Source organism: Sulfoacidibacillus thermotolerans (assembly GCF_003144315.1).
Taxonomy (GTDB): Bacteria; Bacillota; Bacilli; order Alicyclobacillales; family SLC66; genus Sulfoacidibacillus; species Sulfoacidibacillus thermotolerans.
In genome coordinates, this window is the sequence record NZ_MPDK01000006.1 from 94,646 (window position 1) to 117,547 (window position 22,902).

Annotated in this window: 27 protein-coding genes; 7 read left to right on the forward strand and 20 right to left on the reverse strand. The window is 46.6% G+C overall.

Annotation, left to right across the window (positions count from 1 at the left end; genetic code table 11):
• Positions 1-54: 54 nt before the first annotated feature.
• Complete coding sequence (locus BM613_RS05415; protein WP_181362906.1) at positions 55-891, forward strand: polysaccharide deacetylase family protein; 837 nt, start codon at positions 55-57, stop codon at positions 889-891.
• On the opposite strand, the gene BM613_RS05420 is transcribed toward BM613_RS05415, so the two are convergent.
• The 9 genes from BM613_RS05420 to bioB all read right to left on the reverse strand — a co-directional run bounded on the left by BM613_RS05420 (position 880) and on the right by bioB (position 9,230).
• Complete coding sequence (locus tag BM613_RS05420; RefSeq protein ID WP_109430144.1) at positions 880-1,062, reverse strand: hypothetical protein; 183 nt, start codon at positions 1,060-1,062, stop codon at positions 880-882. The genes BM613_RS05415 and BM613_RS05420 overlap by 12 nt on opposite strands.
• Positions 1,063-1,075: 13 nt before the next feature.
• Positions 1,076-2,272 (reverse strand): GerAB/ArcD/ProY family transporter, encoded by a 1,197-nt coding sequence (locus BM613_RS05425; RefSeq protein WP_181362907.1) that lies wholly within the window; start codon positions 2,270-2,272, stop codon positions 1,076-1,078.
• Positions 2,273-2,304: 32 nt separating this feature from the next.
• Complete coding sequence (locus BM613_RS05430) at positions 2,305-4,194, reverse strand: spore germination protein (RefSeq protein ID WP_109430146.1); 1,890 nt, start codon at positions 4,192-4,194, stop codon at positions 2,305-2,307.
• Between the two features lie 149 nt (positions 4,195-4,343).
• A complete protein-coding gene (nth, locus tag BM613_RS05435; RefSeq protein WP_109430147.1) occupies positions 4,344-5,066 on the reverse strand; it encodes an endonuclease III in 723 nt (240 codons plus the stop codon).
• A 27-nt stretch (positions 5,067-5,093) separates the two neighbouring features.
• Entirely contained in the window at positions 5,094-6,530 is a 1,437-nt protein-coding gene (locus tag BM613_RS05440; RefSeq protein WP_109430148.1) for a bifunctional metallophosphatase/5'-nucleotidase, read from the reverse strand.
• Positions 6,531-6,560: 30 nt separating this feature from the next.
• The gene (locus BM613_RS05445) at positions 6,561-7,136 is read right to left on the reverse strand and encodes an HDIG domain-containing metalloprotein (protein ID WP_109430149.1); all 576 of its coding nucleotides are present in this window, start codon (positions 7,134-7,136) and stop codon (positions 6,561-6,563) included.
• Positions 7,137-7,149: 13 nt separating this feature from the next.
• Complete coding sequence (locus BM613_RS05450) at positions 7,150-7,797, reverse strand: DUF1054 domain-containing protein (protein WP_109430150.1); 648 nt, start codon at positions 7,795-7,797, stop codon at positions 7,150-7,152.
• A gap of 18 nt (positions 7,798-7,815) precedes the next feature.
• Entirely contained in the window at positions 7,816-8,169 is a 354-nt protein-coding gene (locus BM613_RS05455) for an ANTAR domain-containing protein (protein ID WP_109430151.1), read from the reverse strand.
• Between the two features lie 65 nt (positions 8,170-8,234).
• Positions 8,235-9,230 carry a biotin synthase BioB gene (bioB, locus tag BM613_RS05460; RefSeq protein ID WP_109430152.1) on the reverse strand — a complete coding sequence of 332 codons (996 nt, stop codon included), beginning with the start codon at positions 9,228-9,230 and terminating at the stop codon, positions 8,235-8,237.
• A gap of 189 nt (positions 9,231-9,419) precedes the next feature.
• Between bioB and BM613_RS05465 the strand changes: the two genes are divergently transcribed.
• A complete protein-coding gene (locus BM613_RS05465; RefSeq protein WP_181362908.1) occupies positions 9,420-9,710 on the forward strand; it encodes a Dabb family protein in 291 nt (96 codons plus the stop codon).
• A gap of 63 nt (positions 9,711-9,773) precedes the next feature.
• Here BM613_RS05465 and BM613_RS05470 read toward each other — a convergent pair whose 3' ends face one another.
• A complete protein-coding gene (locus tag BM613_RS05470; protein ID WP_109430154.1) occupies positions 9,774-10,601 on the reverse strand; it encodes a Cof-type HAD-IIB family hydrolase in 828 nt (275 codons plus the stop codon).
• A gap of 137 nt (positions 10,602-10,738) precedes the next feature.
• Between BM613_RS05470 and BM613_RS05475 the strand changes: the two genes are divergently transcribed.
• Positions 10,739-11,359, forward strand: a complete 621-nt coding sequence (locus tag BM613_RS05475; RefSeq protein WP_109430155.1) for an RsfA family transcriptional regulator — start codon at positions 10,739-10,741, stop codon at positions 11,357-11,359.
• A 14-nt stretch (positions 11,360-11,373) separates the two neighbouring features.
• On the opposite strand, the gene BM613_RS05480 is transcribed toward BM613_RS05475, so the two are convergent.
• The 9 genes from BM613_RS05480 to mutY form a co-directional block, all read right to left on the reverse strand.
• A complete protein-coding gene (locus BM613_RS05480; RefSeq protein ID WP_109430156.1) occupies positions 11,374-11,934 on the reverse strand; it encodes a DUF402 domain-containing protein in 561 nt (186 codons plus the stop codon).
• Positions 11,935-11,991: 57 nt separating this feature from the next.
• A complete protein-coding gene (ytvI, locus tag BM613_RS05485) occupies positions 11,992-13,116 on the reverse strand; it encodes a sporulation integral membrane protein YtvI (RefSeq protein WP_109430157.1) in 1,125 nt (374 codons plus the stop codon).
• A 14-nt stretch (positions 13,117-13,130) separates the two neighbouring features.
• Positions 13,131-14,516 (reverse strand): sensor histidine kinase, encoded by a 1,386-nt coding sequence (locus tag BM613_RS05490; RefSeq protein ID WP_146192767.1) that lies wholly within the window; start codon positions 14,514-14,516, stop codon positions 13,131-13,133.
• A gap of 70 nt (positions 14,517-14,586) precedes the next feature.
• The gene (locus BM613_RS05495; protein WP_109430159.1) at positions 14,587-15,306 is read right to left on the reverse strand and encodes a response regulator transcription factor; all 720 of its coding nucleotides are present in this window, start codon (positions 15,304-15,306) and stop codon (positions 14,587-14,589) included.
• Between the two features lie 54 nt (positions 15,307-15,360).
• Positions 15,361-15,540 carry a hypothetical protein gene (locus BM613_RS05500; RefSeq protein WP_109430160.1) on the reverse strand — a complete coding sequence of 60 codons (180 nt, stop codon included), beginning with the start codon at positions 15,538-15,540 and terminating at the stop codon, positions 15,361-15,363.
• The gene (locus BM613_RS05505) at positions 15,533-16,279 is read right to left on the reverse strand and encodes a FadR/GntR family transcriptional regulator (protein WP_109430161.1); all 747 of its coding nucleotides are present in this window, start codon (positions 16,277-16,279) and stop codon (positions 15,533-15,535) included. The genes BM613_RS05500 and BM613_RS05505 overlap by 8 nt, the downstream gene beginning before the upstream one ends.
• 7 nt (positions 16,280-16,286) lie before the next feature.
• A complete protein-coding gene (locus BM613_RS05510; RefSeq protein WP_109430162.1) occupies positions 16,287-16,937 on the reverse strand; it encodes a Bax inhibitor-1/YccA family protein in 651 nt (216 codons plus the stop codon).
• A gap of 100 nt (positions 16,938-17,037) precedes the next feature.
• Positions 17,038-17,214, reverse strand: a complete 177-nt coding sequence (locus BM613_RS14980; protein WP_181362909.1) for a hypothetical protein — start codon at positions 17,212-17,214, stop codon at positions 17,038-17,040.
• 133 nt (positions 17,215-17,347) lie between these two features.
• On the reverse strand, positions 17,348-18,442 hold the full coding sequence (mutY, locus tag BM613_RS05515) for an A/G-specific adenine glycosylase (protein ID WP_109430163.1): 1,095 nt from the start codon (positions 18,440-18,442) through the stop codon (positions 17,348-17,350).
• 90 nt (positions 18,443-18,532) lie between these two features.
• Between mutY and BM613_RS05520 the strand changes: the two genes are divergently transcribed.
• A complete protein-coding gene (locus BM613_RS05520; protein WP_109430164.1) occupies positions 18,533-18,712 on the forward strand; it encodes a hypothetical protein in 180 nt (59 codons plus the stop codon).
• A gap of 71 nt (positions 18,713-18,783) precedes the next feature.
• Here BM613_RS05520 and BM613_RS05525 read toward each other — a convergent pair whose 3' ends face one another.
• The gene (locus BM613_RS05525; RefSeq protein WP_109430165.1) at positions 18,784-19,902 is read right to left on the reverse strand and encodes an aminopeptidase; all 1,119 of its coding nucleotides are present in this window, start codon (positions 19,900-19,902) and stop codon (positions 18,784-18,786) included.
• Between the two features lie 36 nt (positions 19,903-19,938).
• Here BM613_RS05525 and BM613_RS14870 point away from each other — a divergent pair, with 36 nt between their 5' ends.
• The 3 genes from BM613_RS14870 (at position 19,939) to BM613_RS05540 (ending at position 22,729) form a co-directional block, all read left to right on the forward strand.
• A complete protein-coding gene (locus BM613_RS14870; protein ID WP_181362910.1) occupies positions 19,939-20,301 on the forward strand; it encodes a hypothetical protein in 363 nt (120 codons plus the stop codon).
• 152 nt (positions 20,302-20,453) lie between these two features.
• Positions 20,454-21,191 (forward strand): GntR family transcriptional regulator, encoded by a 738-nt coding sequence (locus BM613_RS15655; protein ID WP_109430167.1) that lies wholly within the window; start codon positions 20,454-20,456, stop codon positions 21,189-21,191.
• Between the two features lie 53 nt (positions 21,192-21,244).
• Positions 21,245-22,729: an MFS transporter gene (locus BM613_RS05540; protein WP_109430168.1), complete on the forward strand. Its 1,485-nt coding sequence runs from the start codon at positions 21,245-21,247 to the stop codon at positions 22,727-22,729.
• Positions 22,730-22,902: the final 173 nt, after the last annotated feature.

The following is a 22,902-nucleotide window of genomic DNA, read 5'->3' on the forward strand; positions in this document are numbered from 1 at the left end:
CGCACAGATCATGAAGAGGGCGGTGTCTGCTTTGTTTCCATATCTGACTTCGTATTGGGGTTGCTTTCCCCGCGTCTCTATAACTCTCCTTGTGACAATCAGTTATTGGGGATTGGATTGATGAATGGCGCAATCTTATTCGGGCTTTTCACCGCATTGACCTTGGGCCCATTTGCACAACACGCGGCGCCTATCCATGGACACCTTTACTGGGAAAAGCGTTCACCTGGTCATATCGTGTATTCAGTACAAACCACAAAAAAATGGGTTGCCCTGACGTTTGATGATGGGCCAAATCCTAGATACACCCTTCCGATGATGAATATTCTCGATCAACAACACGCACATGCTACCTTTTTTGTGCTGGGTAAATTGGTGCGACAGTATCCTCAAATTGTGAAAGAACTCGCAACTCACGGTCATGAAATCGGCAATCATACCGATCAGCACTTGAAAATGGACAAGGTAAGTGCCGCAGACATTACCGCATGTGACAACGCAATTTTACAAGTCACAGGCAAACGTCCACAATTGCTGCGCCCCCCTGGCGGAGGTCTTTCTGAACACCTCGTAACCGTCGCTGAACAAACAAAACACATTATTGTCATGTGGTCTTGGAACGTCGATCCGCGAGATTGGTCACAACCTGGCGTTCAAAAAATTGTCGATCGTGTAGTCAAACACGTAACACCAGGAACAATTATCCTGCTTCATGACGGAGGAGGGCCAAGGTCGCAGACTGTCACCGCCTTAAAAGAGATTCTGCTACAGTTGAGTAAACAAGGTTATCAGTTTGTAACGATTGATCAATTGTTAACTGAGTGGAAGGAGTATCGCCCTTTCCCCCCAGACGAAACTCACATGAGTCGAAAAGCTCCGCTAGGACAGTAGTTTGGTGAGAAAATAAGTCAAAGTACCTCCACAGGAGACCACCATCAGAACGGCGCCGCCAACGGCGCCTAACCGATATTCATGTCGCCATAGCCACCTGATAAAGCTCCACAAATACACGATTAAAAGCAGTGGAGCAATCAATGTAATCAAAATATCGCTTGGATTCACCGCTTTTCCTCCTTTAACGCACAATGGCGCGACGACGGAAACGATAACGCCCAGTCCCTTTACGGATGGAACTTGTTGAATCCTCTTTGCTGCGAGGTCGCCGTCTATGTTTAAGATAATCTATAAAAGCAGCCAAGAGTGCGAGGAACACAGGGAACGCAACACTAACCGTCCATCCATAGGGTTCAAACACATGTGCAGACAGAGCAAGAACAGTAGGAAAATCGGGTGGGAGAAACGAAAGCACGTACAGCAACAAGGCAAAAGGAAAGAGGAGCGGGCGATAAACTGGCATGTGAAATGCATATGCATACAAATAAGCAGACAGCCAGAGCCCAAATCCCATCTTAATAATCGCCGCTGCCACCCAAAGAAATACGAAAATCGACTCCAACCGTTGGATAAAACGCCCAACGTAAATGACGCGAGCTAACTGATAGAGCGGAAAAGGTACGCGACCAAGTGGAGCCACGGCAAACGTACCAATAAAGACGACTAAAACAACGCTAAAAATAAGGGCTGCCGCAAGGATGCTCACCGCCCCGATATAGACAAACTGATTGCGATTGCGAATGGATGGGTACATAAACGACAAAATCAACACATTGCAAAACAAGCTCGTGTTCATCGTCCCAAACCATAATGTCGCTTTCACCCCTCTCCCCCAAAGCGGAAGCAACAAACTGGAATCAAACCACGACAGTGGCAACAACAGCAAAAGTCCCAACCCAATTACGAAAATATAGGAAAAAATCATGGCTGTGCGTGTTAACCCCTCGAGTCCTTTATGGGCGTAATACACGACAACAACAAGAAACGACAAGGCAATAAGTGCAGTGGGAGTTGAAGGCAGCACCGTAGTAACCACAGTTTCTGTAAATTCACGCATGACAAGTGCCGTTTGCGCAATAAAAAAAACAGTAAATATAAGCGCAATGGGAAGAGTTACAACCCGACCAAAAAGACGTGTAAGAACTTGTAAAATATTCTCTCCTGGAAAGCGAGTAAAGCAAAAGTGAACAATAAAAAATGCAGCCAAAACGATAACTCCTGAAACTAACGGAATTGCCCATGCCATACTCTGTCCCTCATAAGCAACGCGGGACGGAAAACTTAAAAACACATCCGTGGCAGTATAAATCGTCAGTAAAGCAGTGAGTTCGATGACACCGACGCGTCCGGTTTCGATCTCTGTAAGCGGTTTGCTCATTTGTAACCACCTATTCATCCATCAAGATTCAGCTAAGTCCGATTCCGCTTGTCCGCTTTACGAAGTGCTTCAATTCGTGCGCTCCACGGCCGCGTAATCCTTTCTTGGCGCTTTGTATCCTGTGCACCAAACGCAGCCGGACGCGTTTCCATTGTAAAAACTTTGCCGCGTGCAATGATATCGGGGGCTGACTTTTGCCAAGGAGCAATTGGAGATAAGAGCGGTACCCCGAAACTGCGCACACTTACAGTATGCATGACGAGCACCATAAGCCCCAGAGTAATTCCATAGAACCCAAAGAATGCCGCAACGACAATAAATGCAAAACGCAAGACGCGGATAGAAAAGGATAAGTTGTAGTTTGGCATTGTAAATGATCCAAGTGCGGTAACAGCTACAATAATAATCAAAAGCGGACTGATAATACCTGCTGCTACCGCGGCTTGTCCGAGAATCAAAGCGCCCACAATGCCAATTGTCGGACCGATCACAGAAGGAATGCGGATTCCTGCTTCCCGGATCAACTCCAATGAGAATTCCATAATTAAAACTTCAAATACGACTGGAAACGGAACACGCTCCCTAGAAGCAGCCACAGCTAACATCAAATCCGTTGGAATCATTTCTGGGTGGTAATTTGTTACAGCTATATAGAGTGCCGGCAACAATAGGCCGATCACAAGGGAGAGCATTCGAATCGACCGGATAAACGTTCCAAACGGCCACCGCAAATACGCATCTTCAGAAGTGTGCAACAGGGACCAAAACAACACGGGAGCTAACAGCGCATAAGGACTCTGCCCCACAAAAATTGCCACCTGTCCTTCTGTCAAGCCATAAGCGACACGATCAGGTCGTTCGGTCGAGAGAAACCGCGGAAAAACACTAATCGGGTCATCTTCCATAAACTGTTCGAGAAGTCCACTGTCAGGCATATAATCGACTTTGATACTCTTAATCCGCCGCTTTACTTCAGCAATCAATCGTTCATTAGCCAATCCATCTATGTACATGATTGCAATATCTGTACTCGCCAACTCACCGATCTGTGTGATTTCAGTAATCAACTTGGTGGAACGTAGACGAGAACGCACAAGTCCGGTATTCGCACGGAAATTTTCCGTAAACGCATCATGCGGTCCCCGCACCACCGCTTCAGTCTGGCTGACTCCCACCATACGATGTTCCCAGCCCTTTGTTTCTACGGACAAAGCGGTCGCAACGCCCTCGAAAAAAACAACTGTGCTGCCGGCAAGGATGCTCTCTGTGACCTCCTTCCAAGTTTTCAACTCCATCACTTGATTCCCTGGCAGTAAATTTTCCTTGATCCACTTCATCGCAGCTATGCCTGATGAGTGTGATTCAAGTGTAGACAATAGCATAAGTGGTTCTAGAATGTGATTATTAATAATCGTCTTATCAGCCAACCCATCGACAAACACTGCAAATGCTGTTAAATGAGGCGACCCTCCAATGCGGAAATTGCGTATGACGATGTCTGCATTTTTGGGCATGTGAAAAATGTGTTCTACAATATTGCGATTCCCTTGAATATCATATTGCACATGGGTGGGGAGTTTTTCTTGCCAAGCTGCATTGACTTTACGTTTTTTGGCACGCGCCTGTGCCCGCGCATGCAATGCAGCATAGGTTACAGGGGTTATCTGTTTCTTACCAAATACGTCAACTCCACGTTTTCCATTTTCTATTTGATCGGTATGACGTTCTCCATAATAAGCGTATGCAGCCTTTACATGCAGACGCAAATGGCGTGCCCTTCGCGCATTTCCAACCTTTTGCTGTCCCTTCGCGCGTTCTTCTATCTGTTGATGTTCCGCCTTATTTTCTGGAGTTAAGACGAACTGATGATCGAGCAATGAATCATCCACCGTCAGCCAGCGCCATAGTTTATGCATTTGCATAAGCGCACACTCCCACCCGTTTCTAAACTCCGTATCCCTTGTGACCCGCTTGTTCTCTCTTAAGATTCCCTTAAATTCCTTTATTATACAAATAGACAGCTCTTCACGAGCTGTCTCTTCTTCTTTACATATCTCCCGTTAAAAAGGTTTCACATCGTTTTCGATCCAACGTCATTGCCTGCATCATCCATCAACGATGCCGCTTTCGCTCGACTGCGCGCCTTGCCACGCAATTTTGCCTGTGCTTTAAAATATCGACAATAAGTCGCTAACGAACAGAGTTCACACTTTGGACTGCGTGCCAAACACACTTGTCGCCCGTGCTCAATCAACCAATGATGAGCGGATGACCATCTGTCTTTGGGAATTCGTTTCATCAGTTGTTGTTCCGTTTCAAGCACATTGTCACTTTGTGCAAGTCCAAGTCGATTGGAAACGCGCTGCACATGCGTATCTACAGCAATTGCTGGAATTCCAAAAGCATTTGACAAGACGACGTTTGCTGTTTTTCGACCTACTCCAGGTAACTGTGTTAACTTTTCCATATCACGCGGGACTTGTGAATCGTAGTTTGCTACGAGCGCCTGGCTTGTCCCCACAATGTTTTTAGCTTTCATCTTAAATAACCCGCATTCCATAATCAAGGACTCTACTTCACTGATATCTGCTTGCGCTAGATCTTTAGGGGTAGGGAAACGCGAGAATAGCTTCGGCGTAATCTGATTCACTCGTTTGTCTGTACACTGTGCTGATAAAATCGTGGCTATGAGCAATTCAAATGGATTTTGATGATGCAAGGCGCATTGTGCATCCGGATATAGTTCTTCAAGTGTACGAAGAACATCGGCAGTGGCAATTCGGGGTAACGCCATCCCTACATCTCCCCCCTCGTCTACGTCCTATACCCAATGATATCTTGGTTTTTGTGCAGCGATCACCCGCTGTGGATTGGCCAACGCACGGCCTAAAAAAGCCCGTAAAATAGGTGCATAATAGGAAAACTCAATCCCGCGAAGTGCTTTGTACATTGGAGATAATGCGACATATTCAGACGTTGCAACGGTGTACACTCGTTCGGGGTCAAGAGTCTCTTCGCCAATCTCCATTCGAAGCACACGCGGTGCAATCTGCTGATCTGTAGCTGTCGTTTGTGCCATATAGAGAGTCGCTCCAGAAACGTGCAACCTCCCGACAAAATGGCCACGAAAGCCAAAACCAAAACCTTGTCGACGAACTAACTGCTCCTGATTTCCCTCTTCGATCAACCGCAACAGAGTCTCCCCAGTTACAGACAAACGCACAGGACGCATGGGAGTGGCACAAATCGCCAAAAGGTCTCTTCGTCGAATCGTGCCTGCTAAATATCCTCCAGTGATCACTCCACCATTTAAAATTGCAAGATCTGAAGACAGTTCCGAGCGCAACTCATCACAGAGCAAATTCACGATTTCCGATTCCCCAAAAAGTGAATGACTCAAATGCACGGGCAATTCGGCAACGGGGTGATCTAACCACATGAGAGCTTCTTCTTGCATGGAATCCATCGCTTCCACGACATGTCGGTCCGCAACCCCTTGCGCGTCTGTATACACAAGTGTTGCTGTCACACTTTCTAAGCGCCGCTTTGCGTTGATTTGTAAAACTGCATGCCCAAATGCATGTGCGTGTTTCCCCGCCTGCATAATCCAGATCCCTGACCGGTACTCCCCGCCATCTAAAAAATGATGTGTATGGCCACCAATGATTACATCGACAGGCAGACCTTCATCTGCTAACGCTTGATCCAAATGCAATCCAAGATGCGAAAGCAAAATCACAAGGTCAGCTCCGCTTGCTCGCAGTTCTCTCGCAACTCGCCATGCAGTTTCAAGAGGATCTTCAGCCTCTATCCCAAGCGTCGCAAATGATTTTTCATAACGCACGGTAACACCAAATACCCCAATTTTCACACCAGCAAATTCGTATAGTTTCCCGTTCCGCAAATTTCCATCTACATCGTCATCTAATCCAGGTACCGTGAGATTCGAACAAAAGAGTGGGATCCCAGCTATTTTCGCAAGCCGCGCCCATTCACGTTTGTCAACAGTCAATGTTTCGTTATTCCCTAACACCCAGCCATTATAGGGAAGAGTGTGTAAAATGTGCGCATTGATCGCACCTGCCGTTGCATTTGATAATGGATTGGAGACATCAATGTGATCGCCCAAGTCAAAACACAAAACGTCTCGCCCCTGCGCCCGCAATTCGTCATACCGGGCGCGCAAGCGAGTCGCCAAATGAGAAAATCGCTCTAATTCACTGTGTACATCGTTCGTATGCAGGATGTGAAGTTCCAAGTTGCTTCACCCCCATCTATCAAAATCAATTCAGACAAGGGTACCTCGCAATTCGAGATCGTCTGCTGCCTTTTGTAATGCTGAAATGACAAAGGCAATATGTTCATCAAGCGAAATACCCAATTCCTCTGCACCGCGATACACATCTTCACGGTGAACGCCTTTAGCAAACGCCTTATCTTTCAACTTTTTCTTTACACTCGCGACATCGACATCAAACACACTTTTACTCGGGCGAACGAGAGCAACTGCAGTGATAAATCCACTCAATTCATCACACGCAAACAATGTACGCTCAAGTAAAGTCTCCCGCTTTATACCATTGTAGTCAGCATGAGCTTGGATAGCGCGAATCACATGTTCTGGATACCCTGCTTCAGCCAAAATTTTCGCCCCAACAATCGTATGTTCTTCAGGAGAAGGGTAACGTTCATAATCGAAATCGTGAAGTAACCCTACGACGCCCCACTCTTCCACATCTTCACCGAATTTATCTGCATAAGCACGCATAGCCGCCTCAACAGCCAAAGCATGTTTAATCAAACTCTTGTTTTGCGTATACTCAAGCAATAATTGATACGCTCGTTCGCGATCGCGAAAGTTCAAATGTACAGCCTCCTTACAGATGCGCCACAGTCAGCAGATAAAGTTGCGCGAGTGGCTTCACAGCCGTTTGCAATTGCAATCCCAGTTGCTCTGCACTCATTTTCAGGACATCTTCTCGCGGCAGAGAAACGCCAAAAAGCAAATCTGCATTTTTCTTTTCGATGACACGCGTCGTCAATTGTTCAAATTCTGCTTTTGACAAAGTTTGTAGTTCCGTACCTTCTGGTTTCATGTAATCCGGATACAACAAGTAGTGACTCGGCAATAAATCAAGCACACGCGTCACCTCGCGTTGTATGGCCCGACCAAAATCCGCTTTATAAGGTGACTCATAAATAATCCCAAACTGCACAAATAGGTGAGTCTGCCACGCGCCAATCAGAAACGACGGCCACTTTTTATAGCCACGCGGATCAATGGAAAAGGCAACCCACGAATCTGTCGGAGGATTTGTCTTTCTGCGCGCATGCTTGGCGACATGTGCATAAAAAGGACGTTGCGTCAAATCTGTCAAAAACGGAGCGATATACTCTCCGATCGCTGTGAGTTTAGGACGCAGATGTGCCTTTAGCGCACCCATTCTAGCCTCAAGTCCGGGAACAGCAAAAACATCAAAATCTTCCTCATGCAACTGCAAAATTGTCGCCGCATCTCCCGTCATACTCTCACCTCTGCAAATTTACAACCATTCCTGCAGAATTGTCTCCGTCTCCATTTTAAATTTAGCATTAGCGTAAGCAGCGTCACACCCAGCACGCAAAGCTCGTGCCAAGCTCTCTTTTTGCGCATGCGGAGCAAATCCAATCACTTTGCTGCCGCTTTGCTTACTTACTTGCACCATCTCCTCAAGATCACTTCCAATTGAAGCTAAATCGAGGATCACTAATGCCGGTAGCACCTGGCCGATACGTGTTTTAAACTCCTGAACATTAGACGCAAAAGCAATGGTACCGTCTAACTTAGCCACTGCTTCCCGCAATTGAACAGAAAACATAGAATCTGGGACAAACGCGAAAACTGCCTGGCCAGCCATCTCAATCCCTCCATTTGGCACCCTGTTTTAGCGTAGTGTATCACAATTCCCACAGGGAAGCAGATTTACTGGGCATATTCTTCAATCTCAAACCCCAAATCCTCGATCATTTTCCAGTCAGATGTAGGCTCCTGTCCTTGCGTAGTTAAGTAATCTCCTACAAAAATTGAATTAGCTGCGTACAGAGCAAGCGGTTGCAGACTCCTTAAATTGACTTCACGTCCGCCAGACACACGAATCTCTTTCTCAGGATTGACATACCGAAACATGGCTAACACTTTTAAACAGTATCTTGGATCAAGCTCTCTGACACCTGCTAGCGGCGTGCCTTCAATCGGGTTAAGGAAATTGACGGGGATTGAATCCACATCCAGCTCATGTAGCGAAAAAGCGACATCTACTACATCTTGATGACTCTCTCCCATCCCTACAATGACCCCGGAGCAAGGAGACATCCCTGCTTGTTTTACATGTTCTACTGTATCGATGCGATCTTGATAGGAATGCGTATGACAGATTTCCTCGTATCTATTTTCACTCGTATTTAAGTTGTGATTAAACCGTTGCACACCCGCGTCTGCCAATTGATTTGCATCCTCTTGTGAAATCAGCCCCATACAAGCGCAGATTTTTAATTGTGTGGTCGCTCTGATCTCACGAACAGCCGATGCCACTTCAGCCACTTCGCGCTTGCTCGGCTTACGGCCTGACATCACGATACAATAAGTGCCAGCCTTACGCTGAAGCGCTTCCTTTGCACCAGCGAGTAAATGCTCTTTATCCAGTAACGCATATTTCTCTACAGGCGCTTCAGAAACACTAGACTGTGAACAGTACCCACAATCTTCTGGACAAAGTCCACTTTTCGCATTAATAATCATGTTCAATTTTACTTTATTCCCAAAATAATGTTTGCGGATTCGATAGGCTGCAGCTAATAAATCGAGTAACCGCTCATCTGGAGCTTCAAGTAACCTGAGTGCCTCTTCTCTGGAAATTTGCTTCCCGGCTAAAACTTTTTCGGCTAGAGCGCCATACTCTTGATGCAATTCACTAATCATGCAGAATCGTCTCCTTTACATCGCTTGACTCTATTCATACGCGTCCGAGATACTATAGAGGCATTCTCGCACGGAGACCCCAGATCTTTTCACATTTTCGGACAATCTGCAGAAAGAGACAGCCTATCGCTTATTTCTTGTTATACTATACCAGAATAAAGCACATAGCTTAAGATGGAGGTTTTTTGCATGGTTGAACATGTAGTTCTTATTAAATGGAAAGCCGATGTATCAGAAGCGGAAAAACAACATCTTCTAGAGTCATTAAAGGCATTGCGAGATCAAATAGAAGGAATTCAAGAATTGCGTGTCGGCCATAATTTTTCTGCGCGCAGTCTTGGCTATGATGCAGGCCTCGTCGTGACTTTCGCTGATGTAGAAAGTCTTAGCTCTTACGGGCCGCATCCTTTGCACCAAAAGGTGGCCGTACGTCTAAATCAAGCCGCCGATCTACTTGCGCTAGATTTCCATCCCCTATAAAAGTAGAACATCCTGTGCGCTTTCTCATTAGCATCGTACGCAGGATGCCAGCAAAAACTTGTTCTAAGGCAAAGAGGCGGCATCCTGTTGTACATATACGTATTGCTCAAGAAATTTTGCAATTCCTTCGCGATCACATGAATCTGTCACAAAATCTGCAATGCTTTTCACTGCATCGCGCGCATTCCCCATCGCTACGCTTTTCCCAGCAAAAAGCAACATGTCGATATCATTCATTTCATCGCCAAACGCAATGATCTGCTCAGGTTCATAACCCAGCTGGTCGGCCACGTATGCGACTCCCCTTGCTTTTGAGGCCGCTTTATTTAAAATTTCAATCGTCCTTTGTGGATCTCCCCATTCGCGAATTGTGAGTGCTTCCCCAAATCTTTTCCGTAGTTCCCTTACCAAGACATCAACAGTAGACAGCTTCGGATAGACGGCAAAACTCGTAACATCCTCGCGAATCGCATAGCGCAAATCGCCAACCGCAACGGCAGAGAAACTCTCCACGGATAGCGCTAGGTTGATTGGGCCATACTTGTGCAAATAAAATTGCTCCCCTACTTCTGCCAACACGTTCTCTATTCCGATCTCATAACAGACGCCAAGTGCCGCTTTCACAGTCTGATAGGGAATCGGAAGGTGAAGTTCGCCGTATACACCGTGTGGATCATGAACAAATGCGCCATTTAGATTAACAAGGGGAGTACGCAATCCCAATTGGCGATGATAAGAAAGACTCGTTCGCTTCGGTCTGCCCGTTGCGATGACCACGTCATTTCCTAATTGCATCATACTTTGCAAAACTAACTTTGTACGTTCTGAAATGTGCTTTTGTGTATTCAAAAGAGTTCCATCTAGATCAAGTGCAAGTAAATATCGGCTCACCTTGCATCACCTCCCCGAAAGATGCACCAGTTAGGTCTATAAACATACCATATCTTATAGGAGTTCAACGTACCATGTATCTTTCTTCCAAAAACCGGACATAAAGATACTATCAAGGTTTGGAGGGATTATTCAAAATGGAACTGATGGAAAGGTGGGCATCGCGATCAGATGCGTGGACACCCGAAGATGATGTCACTTTAGCAGAACTTGTACTCAAACACATTCGAGAAGGCAGCACACAACTCGTTGCCTTTGATGAAGCGGCCAGCCTGCTTGGGCGGACGTCAGCTGCTTGCGGCTATCGCTGGAATGGAGTCGTTCGGCGTCATTATGAAGACGCAATTCGCGAAGCCAAGCAAATTCGCAGACGCACACTCGAAGATCGACGCAATCGACGGCCTACTCGCACACAAATCACACTTGGCACTGGTGAGGAACACGAATTTACATTAGATCTCTTAATCCGCGGACTGCGTGATTTTGAACGCCGTTACCACGAATTACAAGATACGATTGTAGCCTTGACAGAACAAAAGCGCGCACTCGAAGAACAATTGGAGCAATCGCGGCACAAAACCATTCGGGAACATGTCTCGATCCCTGCAACACCAGAACAAATTGAGGAAGATTCACGCATGCTTCTCGCGATTATGGAACGCGCGCGAAAGCTGATTGAAGCGGAAAGTGATTTGCCAAAAGCACGCTTTCGCATGGACGCTGACGGCAATGTAGAGCGCATTTCACAACAAGAATGAGGGGCATGCCCCGATTATTGATCGGCGTCGTCAGAAAGTCGCAAATTCTTTCGACGCCATTCACTTCTATTTATAGAAAAGACACCCTTACGCCCTTGCGCCATTTGTTGTAATTCCCCTAAATCCTCTTGAACACGTAACATGATCTCTTCTGGATAAGCATACTCCACCGCATTGCGCAAAAACTCACTCTGATCGACAACGCGCATCGTACCTGTAGCATCGACCAATAAGTCAAGATCCAGGTCAACAAAGCGCACCTCTCGCTGCGTGATGTCAATCTCGGGGGGAGTGCAGCTATTACAATAATATTCTGTTTTGCCCTCTTTCAGAAGAATCATGACTTGATAAAACTTCGAAGAATAAAAACATGCAATCACATCGTAGGGACTATCCCACGTAACTCCAGTGGGTTCAAGGACTTTCTCCCCCGCCGGGATCCACATCGCAAAAGTCAACGCATCACCTCTCTGCTCTTCTTGCTGAGTTTGTAATGGATAGGCGCAAGTCCATAAACGGTGAAAACTGCCATCATATTTGATGCTACGAATACGCCAGCAAAGTTCGCGCTCCACCTTCACCGTTCCTCCTCGCACTGGACACTGCGCAATCAACGCGAAAAACGCTACTCTTTATTTGTGCTCATGCTCTCCCCACCGCAAAGAAGCACCTACCCAGCGTTGCGGCAGAAAATCGCGAAACATATGCGCGCGTAACAGAGAGCGAATGGCAATGAATGCAATCGGTCCTACTAAAAGTCCTAAAAAACCAATACTCGTAAGCCCTACATACATTCCAAAAAGTGTAGCAAATGTCCCAAGCCCCATGTTTGACGCGAGGATTTTTGGTTCAATACTATGGCGAATAAGAGAGGCGATCGCTTGGAGTAAAACGACTTTCATAGCGATCACGAAGTGCCCTAGCGCAAAAGCTCCGATTGCCCAAGGAAGAGTGATTACGCCTGATCCAAGGATAGGCACCCAACCAGTAAAGCCAATCGCAATCCCAAGAATCAATGCATAGCGAATATGCATGAGGGTTAACCCAATCACACAAATCACGCTTGTGACTGCAATTAAGACAAGCTGAGCGCGCAGCAATCCAGCCATCGCTCTGCCAACGTCTCCTGCTACACCTTCAAGTTTTATTCCCCACCCGGGAGGTAGGAGAATGCGCAGTCCGTGAATCAGTTGGGTCCGCTCTGCCATAAAAAAATAGGCCGCTACAACGGAGATCACGATAATAAACACAAGATCTGGTAAAAGAGCTGCGCCACTAATTAACGCACTCAATGCTGTCAATGCAAGCGCTCGGCTTTGTTCAATGAGTGAAGCGACGGAAGCTTGCATCGCACTAACCATTTTTGCAGGCAGATGTGCATAAACGATCGCACTCTTGTCAATCACTTGTTCAACCCAAGTTCTCCACGACAGAAAATACTGTGGAATCGCTTGCGAAAGGCTAGTGGCTTCCTCTGCCCCTTGCACAATGAGAAAAAGCAGCAACAAAACGAGTCCTCCGAGAACCACAACCAATGTAAGTACAATCGCAACTTTACGTGGAATTCCCTGATGTTCAAGGAAACGAGCGATCGGCAACAACAAGATGGCAATCAAAAAGCCAATGACAAACGGCGCAATATAACTTAGCACTCGCAAAAAAATGAAGGTGCTGACAGCTAGAAATACGAGCAGCACCGCTACTTCGAGCACATGAGTCAGATAGATCCGCAATTCTTTGCGCGGGGGTGTGGACATCCATTGATTCTCCTCTAACGCGGCAGTTCAATTGTGAAACGCGCGCCATATTCATCCGCATTTTCAGCGTAAATCTTTCCATGATGTTTTTCAACAATCGCCTTGGCAATGGAGAGTCCCAGCCCAGTGTCGCCTTTTGCCCCATGAAAAAAACGTTCAAATACGCGCGCCGACTCACCAATTGCAAGCCCATCCCCATCATCTTCGACAAGTATGATATTGCATTCCTGAATGATCAGTCGAATAAACACTTGGCGTTTCGAGTGGCGAATTGCATTGCTGACTAAATTAATCAGTGCTTGTACCATTTTATCCCGATCAACATACGCTAAGGCGGGTTGTTCGGGGATATCACACAATAATCGAACGCCTTTGTCTTTCGCTAAAGGATGAATACGCTCAATCGTCTGATAAATTAAATTGGCTAAATCCATGCGAGAAAACGTGTAAACCTCTTCCAATGTCTCCAATTTAGATAAATAAATCAGTTGATCCACAATATTCTTCAAGCGCACACTTTCAGAAGCTACAATCTCGAGAATACGCGGAGTTTCCGTAGGGGCAAACACACCATCACGCAATCCTTCCGCGTATCCGCGAATCGCCATGAGAGGTGTTTTTAACTCGTGCGAAGCATTTTGTAAAAAACGCTTTTGCCCTTCGTCAAACGCTTGTAATGAGCGTACCATACGATCGAATGCCGTCGCGATTTCCTCAAGTTCATCCCCCGTTTGAACTGCAATTTCCGCACGAAAATCACGATTTTCAACACGTTTAATTGCTGCTTTAAGTTGGCCAAACGGGTGCAGAATGCGGCGCATCATGACAAGTCCGACAATAGCCGCAACCAAACTCGATATGATCAATCCTTTTGCAACTGCCAACCAAATTTGTGAAGTAATTCTTTGTAAATCAGAAATGCGGGCAAACAATACGATCACTTTCGTCTTATCACTATTTGCCTCTCCCCCACCAGGCAAAGTAATCGTCTGTGGAGCACCAGCTCTTAGCATCTGCGGCACAAAGTTTGCAGTTTGAAGTTCAAAGGGGATCGCAGCAAATTCGAAAACCGGGTCACCCTTAGGATATGTACCGGTAGCAACTTGACCGTTTAAAGCTCTTGCGATCACATCTGGGATTTGATCCAAAAGTGGATAGTCCGCTTTGCTAAACGTGTCCCACAAAATCGTGCCCGATGCATTGACCACAACGTATTCACGAGCGAGGGGATCCTCAACCGCTACAACTGTCTTAGAATTCTGAATGTCTTGCTGAGAATGGATGGCGAGTTGTGTGAACTCACGGTGCTTTAGATTCGCAATCAAATTGTGTCCATCGCGAATCAAGCTATTTTTCGTAGATGTAAGTACGTAATTCTCAATCGCTCCATTTGCTAACAATCCATTGAGAGCTAGTCGACAACAATGAGAAGATAAACAAAGACCACTTTAACCGCTATCGAGGTTTTTATCACATGGGGTACTCCTCACCTTCGAGTTTGTAGCCAAACCCCCACACCGTGACAATCTCTGCTCGAGAATTCGCAGCTGCTAATTTTTTGCGCAATCGTTTGACGAGATCATCGATTGATCGTTCATCGCTGATAAACTCATATCCCCATACTTGCGTTAAAAGTTGTTCACGAGTAAACGCCTGAGACTTATGTCGGATGAAATGAGCAAGTAATTCATACTCTTTTGTCGTCAGTGGCAGGTCGTTCGTTCCGCTCACGATGCGATGTTCACTATCGCGCAAAATAAGGCTGCCACACGCAGGCAAAGAAGTTTGCTGTTCAGCATCCAGAAACTGAGCACTCGGCGGTCGTATGCGTCGAAACACTGTTCGCACACGTGCAACTAACTCGCGCGGAGAGAATGGTTTTGCCAAATAATCATCAGACCCAAGTTCTAAGCCAAGAATGCGATCTACTTCTTCATCGCGTGCAGAAACCATGATAATAGGTAGATCACTGCGAGCGCGAATCCACTTACAAAATTCATACCCATCCATACCCGGTAACATCACATCTAAGATCACCATATTTGGCAATTGCGCTTCCATTGCAGCAACAGCTTCTTCTGCACCCGAAAAGATTTTTACAGAAAACCCCTCGCGAATCAGGTAGCGATCTACAACCATTTGCACATTCTCATCATCATCGACCACGTAGATCAGCTTACGCGGTTCCATCGGCGGCCTGCCTCCCCGCAGCGAGCACTTCATTCGAGTGATTATTCATTCATGTTATTGCATCCGTACTACCTTCGCTTTAATCACAAAGCCCAAAGCAGCTAGAACACAGCCTATTCCGACCACCAATAACCCATAGGTCATTTGTGTTCCCATCAAAATAGCTCCCCCTGCAAGAACGGCCATAACGAATAAAGAGAAGATGAAAAAACCAATTTTAGCACGCTTATTCAACATTTATCACTCCATCGGATTCGATTTGATGTGCGATCGGAACTTGGCGCAATTGTGCCACGCGATCCTGCAACGTTCGTCGATACAATTCGATCTGGCGCGCTGCCGCCTCGGCATCCATATTTAAAATACTTCCATAGAGTGCACGATGCATTCCGATCATGAGATCATGCAACTGAATTTCTTTCCCTAGAAGAAGCAATACACTCGATAGCGGATGGTATAAGATACGTAACAAATTGCTGGCCATCGCATTTCCGCTCGCATCGACCATGCCCATGTGAAACATGCGTTCTCCTTCAACAACCAATTCAGGATTCCCGCGTCCAGACTCCATATAGAAGAGTGCCTCTGCTAAGTATGAACAGTCGTTTTCCGATCTGCGCTGCGCTGCAGAGGCGGCAATCCCTTGTTCTAACCACAGCCCTACCTCAAGCAACGCACGCAAATCAGACTGTCCTAACAGTAACGCCGCGTGTACTGGGCGCAAAACCGTATCAAGAGTAAGCATCTTTACATAAGTGCCATCCCCATGACGCAACTCAAGAACCCCAGCGCCAACCATCAAACTGCAGGCTTCGCGTATTACCGCTTTTGACACGCCAAAACGCGTGGCGAGATGGGAAAGCGGAGGTAGTTTTTGCCCCGATGTCCATTCGCCACGCATAATCGCCGCCTCAAGCTGTTCCGCCACTTCGCGATACAGCACTTTCCCCGTCAGTTCTTTGTTTTTACTCATTCGAGCTCTAGTCTCTGCTTGAACGAGCGTTTAGCCCGAATAAGCGCAAGATGAAGAGGAATAGATTCACAAAATCCAAATACAACTGAAGTACAACAAGTGGGACTTGATCAACCGTGACCCCATAACGAGTCAGCCTGTTTACGTCAAAGAGCATGTAGCCGACGAAAACAGCAATTCCTAGATAGGTATAGCCAAAAGAAAAGCCCGTAGAAAATGGCACAAAAATATTTACCAAGGAAAGGCCTACAAGAACCAAAATCCCTGCAAACAAAAACTGTCCAAGCCAACTAAAATCCATCGATTTGCGCGATGCCACAAATGCTGTGACGCCAAACGTAGCCGCAGTGATTAAGAAAGCTTCTTGAACAATCCGCACACCGAGCATTTGCGTATAAGCAAAAAGCACTGGCGTTAATGTCATTCCTGAAATAAATGTAAAAGCGAGGACAAACCCCCATCCTGCCACTTGCCTCCGCCTAACCATAGACGCCGCAAACAGCATCACAAACTCAATGATGACAAGCGGCATAAAAAAGCCGGCAGGTACAAACTGACCAACGTAAGTTCCGACGCTGGCAGACAACAATGTGGCAAACAAACCAAGTAAAACACGGCTCTTTACAAACCGAGCCTCAACATTCGGATACCCATACATAGTTGCTTCCCTCCTTTATCATGCCATGCCGTCCAAATTACATTGTACATCGTTTGTGACAGCATGTCACTTCCCGTTTTACAGTTTACCCAATAACTGTTTAACAACCACTGTCTCCAATGCCTTGACTGTAAATGGAGAAGCTGTCCTCATACTCATCATATTCAACAATCAAAGGTTCTTGCGCAAGAGATGCCGTAAATGGATCAAGAATAACGGGCACGCCGTGGACTTCAATGACTACATCTCGTTCCGATCGCTCATCCAGAGCCATCATAAAACGCACCCCGCCTCAGCCAGGAGCAGCAGAGATACGAATGTCATACGATTCGGCGTTTTCTTCACGGCGTATTTCGAGGATTCGCTGGGCCACCTTTTCATCCATGATGACTTTCGCTTCTAACATGTTGTCACCGCCTTTCTGACATTCCCTCTACTTTTACATCCATCCACATTTTATTAAATACCTGTCCAAATGTATATCGCTCTCGTTGTTCTGCGCTGACCCACTGATAAGGCGCCTCGAGTACTAACCCCTCAGTTGCTTTGAACACATATAGTGATAAATTCCAGATGACATGAGAAAATAGGTGTACATATTTACGTATAAAAGTGATTTCTTGGGGTACATATCCGACAATCTCCCGAGCCAACATTCCGATCTGGCGCAAATCGCTCGCATCTACTTCTAAAGCAACGGCACTTGACATGAGCACATGGGGAAATTCCCACAAATTAGCCAATAGCCCTTGTTGCGGACGCTTCCTTATCAAGAATTCACCACTTTGACTTTCAATCAGAAAGACTGCGCGTTCCTCTATACGCTGTGGTTTTTTACCTTTCTTATAGGGCAGTTCATTTTGTCGACCCGTCGCTCGCGCTTTACAGTATATTGTAAGAGGACACTCTACACACTTGGGTGTACGTGGAACACATATCCTTGCGCCTAGCTCCATGAGCGCTTGATTAAAGTCGCCTGGACAATCACGAGGGATGAGTTCAGTCACGATCGCCTCTACACGTGTTCTTGTACGTGCACTCGCCACATCCTCTTCAAGTGCGAAGACGCGCGCCATCACACGCAAAACATTGCCATCGACTGCCGGAAGAGGAACCCCATAGGCAATCGAGAGCACAGCTCCTACAGTATACGGCCCTACTCCTGGAAGTGCGCGCATCTGCTCATAACTGCGCGGTATTTCCCCTCCATACTTGGAGGCGACTTCCTTTACAGCCAAGTGTAGATTGCGTACGCGTGAGTAATAACCAAGTCCCTCCCAATTCTTGACCACTTCTTGTTCATCTGCTGCAGCAAGCGCATCAATTGAGGGATAACGCGTTATAAATCGCTCAAAATATGGTACTACCGTCTCCACTCGTGTTTGTTGCAACATCACTTCTGACACCCAGATTGCATACGGGTCTTTGCTTCTGCGCCAAGGCAAATCCCGCTGAACCGTGCGATACCATTGGACTAACGCCGATGCGAACTCTTGCTTTGCCATCAGATCTCCTCACGAACAAATCATATGAAGTATACATTGTCGCCGCATATGTCATACTGGTAAATAGTTCAAAACAGGGGGAATCACTACTTGAATCCATCCACTGATTATCAAGCTGCGCCGCTTTCCGCGCAGACTCTGTCCACACTTAAAAACATGGAGCAAGATTTGTCGGCGCAAGAAGGACAATCCATTATTCTCGTCGCATACACTCGCAACTCCTCAAGCACCCGTACCGACTCTTCTACTCCCTCTGCACCTTCACATTAGACATCTGTTTTGAGACGATTCCCTTGCGTGCATAAGCATGTCTTTCGCACGCAAGAGAGCCGTTTGATCTTTTACTTTAAGTGCTCAGGATTTAGTTTTTCCAATTCCGGAACGACAAACCGACCATCCTTGCGGATCAGACGGCCGTCAAAGTATATCTCTCCTCCTCCATACTCAGGGCGCTGAATACACACAAGATCCCAATGAATTGCAGAATGATTGCCGTTGTAGGCTTCATCATAACAATTCCCTGGTGTAAAGTGAAAACTTCCATCGATTTTTTCATCGAACAAAATGTCTTTCATTGGCTCCTTGATGTATGGATTCAGACCTAAACTAAATTCTCCCACATACCGGGCACCTTCATCTGTGTCAAAAATTTGATTTATGCGTTCCGTATCGTTGGCCTCTGCTTTTATGATCTTCCCCTTGTCAAACGTCAAGCGAATTTGCTCAAAGACATATCCTCGATAAGGGGAGGGAGTATTAAATTGAATAACTCCCGAGACTGAATCGCGTACAGGTGCTGTAAACACTTCCCCATCAGGAATATTCATTTCCCCAGCACACGGAATCGCAGGTATGCCCTGAATACTAAAACGCAAATCCGTAGCACCTGGCCCCACGATGTGCACTTCGTCTGTCTGTTCCATCAGTTGTTTTAATGCCTGCATCGCATCTTTCATCCGCCCATAATCCAGGGTGCATACTTGGTAATAAAAATCCTCAAATGCCTCCGTACTCATATTTGCAAGTTGTGCCATCGAAGCATTCGGATAGCGCAATACGCACCACCTCGTCCCCTTGACACGCGCTTCACTATGTACCGGTGTCCCGTACAACTTATCAAATAACGCCATTTTTTCACTAGGTACGTCTGCATACTCGTTGATGTTGTCATTTCCTCGCAACCCGACATAACAATCCATCTGCTCCATCAGTGTGCGATCCATCTCTGTCGCGAGCTGTAATTGCGACTCCGTGATGTCCATGAACCACTCCCGCCACACTTGTTGATCGCGAATTTGCACAAAAGGCAGTGCACCTTGCGCATAAGCCGCTCTAACAATCTCTTTTCCTAAGTCAATCGAAGGCCCAAACATTTCAATCAAGATCTTATCCCCCGGCTTTGCAGCACAGGAATAGGCAACGATCGTTTGAGCGAGCTTTTGTGCTCGTGCATCACGCATTTTTATTCCCTCCTCGATTTGTTTCATTGATATGATATGTATTCTTTGCGTTCCTCACCGAATTGTATCATATCGACAGATAGCAAGCCGACTCACTCACACTACATCTCTGCTGCAACTGCAAAGACCGCCAATTGGTATAAGTCTCCTTTTGTCAGCACGCATGGGGTTTGGCTGTTTGCACAAGCTAGTGGTGGAGGTGTTGCGACCATGTGGGATATGATGCAAAATGCACGACATCAAATGATGGGTCCGTCAAGACGGCAATCATCTTTTGGAACGCTTCCGGCCTTACTCCTTGGAGCAGGGGTCGGCATCGCCACTTGGGAACTTGTACGACGGCGCACACTAGCAACACCGCAGTCCGCTTCTTCTCCGCTTAGCGCCCATATGGAGTAACTTGATAGACCCGCTAAGCGGGTCTATCATTTCATAGATTGTTCACAATTCATTTCATTCCTTCTCGGCACTTTGCCATTACAATAGAAATGAAACGTTATAACAATATAATGTTACATCCAATTTAGACGAGTGAAAGGTGGGGGAACTGCTTGGTCATCGCGCGCGCCGGATATCCGCTGTATCTTCAGCTCAAATCCTGGCTAGTAGAGCGCATTGAATCAGGGGAATGGCCGGAAGGAACCATGATCCCTACTGAACAAGAATTGATGGCACAACACGGCGTTTCACGCACGACTGTGCGACAGGCGATTCTGGATCTTGTCGCTTCTGGCGACCTCGTTCGTCGCCAAGGAAAAGGGACCTATGTTGCCCGTCCCGATCACGTCATTACTTCCTCACCACTCTATGGTTTCAAGGAAGAATTCGATCAATTAGGACGTCATGTGGAGATCCACTCGCTCGAAATCGATCTTATTCCTGCTGATTTGGCTGTCGCCACACATTTGCGCATCACGGCAGGAACGCCTGTCGTTCGCATCGGACGCGTCATCAGTGAATTTGGTGAACCGATTTTTGCCGATGAGAGTTATCTGCCAGAAGGATTGCGCCACGTATGCTCGCAAGAACAGTTGCGCCACGGCTCAATCTACTCTGCTTTAGAAGCTCACGGCATTGCGATTGCTTCAGGTGAACAGACGATCAGTGCACAAAATGCGAATTCGGATACGGCCATGAAACTGCATTGTGCAATTGGTGATGCTGTGATTCATATCATGCGCACGACAAAAGATGGCAGTGGACAGCCCATTGAGTATTCGATCGCTCGCTACCGTGCAGATGCTTATGAATATCGCGTGCGCTTGGCGCGCACCGTAAATCCTCATTGACACGATGGAATGGAGGGGAAATCCAAAGCTGCGCGACAGTTTTGGGTACTGGAATGACAGACAACGCGACGCACGCAGGACATTCGTTGCCGCTCAAATTTTTTACAAACAGGCCTAATTATCACTGGTATGTTGTCGCTACAGTGTGTATCGGCGCGTTTATGGCTGCATTAGATGGCAGCATCATCACGGTGGCATTGCCAACAATTGACCGTGAATTCAATGTAAACGTCAGCGCAAGTGCTTGGGTGGCATTGGCCTACTTGCTTACACTGACCGCTTTACTCGCAATGTTTGGACGGATCGCAGACATTGTCGGTAGACGCCCACTCTATACGATCGGGTTTACGATTTTTATTATTGGTTCTGCATTATGTGGAGCAGCTCCCACACTGGGTTTGCTCATTGGATTTCGCGTTTTACAAGGAATTGGTGCGACGATGTTGCAGGCAAATAGCGTCGCGATCGTCACAGCCGCCGTTCCAGAAAAAGTACGCGGGAAAGCAATTGGCATACAAGGTTCAGCCCTCGCGGTAGGATTATCACTCGGTCCTGCCATTGGTGGATTGCTGATCGGTTTATTTGGTTGGCGCTCCATTTTCTACGTCAATGTTCCTGTCGGAATTATTGGAACAACGCTCGCAGCTATGATCCTGCCGATCGATCTGCATAAAGATGCAAGCGCGAAGTCAAACTTTGATTACATCGGTGCCCTCTTACTCGCAATCACGCTGATTGCCTTTTTACTTGGATTGAATCAAGGAAACGATGATGGATGGGGTTCTCCGACGATCATTGGGTACTTCATTTCCACCGCCGTATTTGCAATCCTTTTTTACTTTCAAGAGAGGCGCCACCCTGCTCCACTTATCGATCTCTCCCTCTTTAAGATCGAACAGCTCACCTGGGGTAACATCACTGGAGCCTTGTCATATGGAGTTATGTATGGCGTATTGTATATTGTGCCTTACTTTTTTGAGGACGTTTTGCGAAAACCCTCTTCTTCATCCGGGTTATTGACGACGCCATTGCCCATCGGAATGATGTTGCTCGCTCCTATTGCCGGAAAAATTGCAGACAAATTAGGATCAAAACTCCCGACTGTAGCAGGAATGGGAATTGCCACGCTCGGTACAATTGCCCTCATTTTTGTCAATGCGAATACAAATTTGCTATATTTGATTTTTGCACTCTTTTTTGTCGGTGTTGGGATGGGGATTTTTACCCCGCCGAATAATAGTTCTGTCATGGGAAGTACCCCTCGCAATCGCTTGGGTGTTTCTTCTGGGATGCTTAACATGTCCAGATCACTTGGACAAAGTCTTGGGATTGCTTACGCATTTGCCATTTTTCAAGGAGTTATTCTCCTGTATCACTTTACTCCGAAAAACGCCCCAGTCGGACCTTTGATCGCAGGTTTTAAATGGACGTTTATCGGTGTTTCCATCTTTGGTGTTGCAGCGCTTTTCATCTCGTTATTCCGTGGAAATGTGGCCAAAGTCGCACTGCCTGAAGAAGCAAAAATCGTCGAGGTGTAATCGTGACCGCGCAGTTTGTTCGCGGGCAACCCTCGGTTGCCCGCTTTTTTTGTCAAGACTCCCCTGTGAAGAAGACAACCAATGCCTATTGGTTTAGAAAAAAGTGTATAATGGCGTTTGCAGACTTATTTCCCGTATCGATTACGCATCTGTTGGCAATTAAGGAGCGATGA